The organism is Arhodomonas sp. KWT (genome assembly GCF_010993615.1).
Window position 1 is genome coordinate 1 of the sequence record NZ_WNXE01000364.1, and the last position, 1,858, is coordinate 1,858.

Below are 1,858 nucleotides of genomic sequence, written 5' to 3' on the forward strand. Positions count from 1 at the left end.
GCCGCCGACGCCGACGCCCTTGCCCCGGAGGCACTCTCCAATGTGCACGCGGACGCCCTGACCGGCCTGCGGCTCACGCTGCACCCGGCCACACGGATCGTGGCCAGCCCCTGGCCGGTAACGTCGATCTGGGAGACGAACACCCACGACGAGTCCGTCCGCCCCGTGGATCTCGGCAGCGGCGGCGGCACCGCACTGGTCACCCGGCCCGTCCTCCAGGTGTACACACAGTGCCTGCCCGGCCGGGCGGACGTGTTCATCCGCGCACTCGATACGGGCCAGAGCCTGCCGGAGGCCGCGGGAACCGTGGCCGAGGCGGACGCGTCCTTCGACCTGGCCACCGTGCTTCAGGCGCTCCTGACGACCGGCGCACTCGCCGGCTACCGCCTCGACCCGTAAGCCTGCAAGGGAGGGAGACCCCATGCGCGTCGCGACTGCACCGATCGTCACCGGGCTGAACCGGGCCTCGCGGATACCCGGGGTGATAAGCACCTGGCTCGGCCGGCTGCCGGCGAGCGTGCCCCAGCTCGTGCTGCGCCTCACCATGGCAATCCCGTTCTGGCAGTCGGGGTTGACTAAATTCGACGGGTTTCTCCAGCCCTCGCCCGGCGCGGTGTGGCTGTTCACCAACGACTTCCGCCTGCACATCCTCGGCGGGACGTACGCCTACCCTTTCCCGGCGCTGATGGCGACCCTCTCCGGCATCGGTGAGCTGGTGTTCCCCGTCATGCTGGTCCTGGGCCTGGGGACCCGCCTCGCCGCCGCCGGGATGCTTGCGATGACCGCGATCATCCAGCTCACGATCCCGGACGCGTGGCAGGCCTACCACCTGCCCTGGGCGGCGATGCTGCTGGCGATCATCGCCCACGGACCGGGGCGGATCTCTCTGGACGCCGTCGTGGCGAGCCGCCTGATGCGGTCCGGCTGACCGGCCGCCGGTATGCCCGCCCCCCCGCTCGGTAGTAGGGTAACGGGTTTAGGGGCAGTCACGACGGGCATGATGTACGGCTGGGAAGGCAAACCCTTTGCGCAGATAGAGCGGCTCACGCGTCGGCGCGATCCGCAACGCTATCCGGTAGCCGCGGTAACCAGCGATGGCGAGAGCGAGGTCATCGAGTGGTTCCGCAACGTCGCAGAGCTGCAGCAGTACCTGGTGCGCATGGAGCCCCAGCGCTGGGGCGTCGAGGGCGGCACGCTCATCGAGCTCAAGACGGAGCTGGAACGCGCGCTCACGCCGCTGTCCGTCGCCGGCCTGGCCCCGGCGCTGCGCGAGGCCTACAACAACGCGCTCGACGGACGTTTCCGCATCATCTGGTGGGGCACGCTCGAAGAACTGGTGGAAGGCGGCACCGGCTGGCCGGCCTCGGTCCTGCGGGCCGCCGGTGCCGAAGGGCTGAACGACGACGACCGCCGGGTCCGCGTGCTGGAGTGGCTGGCCTCGCACCGGCCGGAGTAACGCTCCCCGACCCATCGTCAGGTCCGGGCACGCGGATCCGGGGCTGGACACCGGAGACGGGCGATACCCGGCCGCGCCTACGGGACCCTGCACACGAGCGCCGCCCCGGCATGCGCAGCGACACCACCTCTGGATCAGCCACCGGTGGCGTACGGCATCCCGCTGTGCCGACAGGCGCTTGGTCCACCTCTCCGTCCAGCAAACCGGACGACGCCACCGCAGCCGTAGCCGTCGTTTGCGAGGGGCAACCGAGTTACCGCTCCCGGCTTGCTCCGTCTGCGTTGGTGCTGGCAGAACGTACGCACATCGGGGTTATGTCGCGGTTGTAAGGTCGGCCGCTCAAGGCAGTCGACGTTACCAGCGCCGCAGGGCGGGATGTTGGCTGCCAGGAGCAGCCAACCT

At 70.0% G+C, this 1,858-nt stretch carries 3 protein-coding genes; all 3 read left to right on the top strand.

The genetic code is table 11. The features are described from left to right. Positions 1 to 399, top strand: a 399-nt coding sequence (locus G7A99_RS18960) for a hypothetical protein (protein WP_205599930.1), incomplete at its 5' end; no start/stop codon positions are given. A 22-nt stretch (positions 400 to 421) separates the two neighbouring features. Next, a complete protein-coding gene (locus tag G7A99_RS18965; protein ID WP_163143121.1) occupies positions 422 to 928 on the top strand; it encodes a DoxX family protein in 507 nt (168 codons plus the stop codon). A 69-nt stretch (positions 929 to 997) separates the two neighbouring features. Continuing rightward, complete coding sequence (locus tag G7A99_RS18970; RefSeq protein ID WP_018717017.1) at positions 998 to 1,456, top strand: hypothetical protein; 459 nt, start codon at positions 998 to 1,000, stop codon at positions 1,454 to 1,456. Positions 1,457 to 1,858 lie beyond the last annotated feature (402 nt).

Coding starts and splice junctions, on each gene's coding strand:
- G7A99_RS18965 (WP_163143121.1), top strand. CDS start 422: ATGCGCGTCGCGACTGCACCGATCGTCACCGGGCTGAACCGGGCCTCG.
- G7A99_RS18970 (WP_018717017.1), top strand. CDS start 998: ATGATGTACGGCTGGGAAGGCAAACCCTTTGCGCAGATAGAGCGGCTC.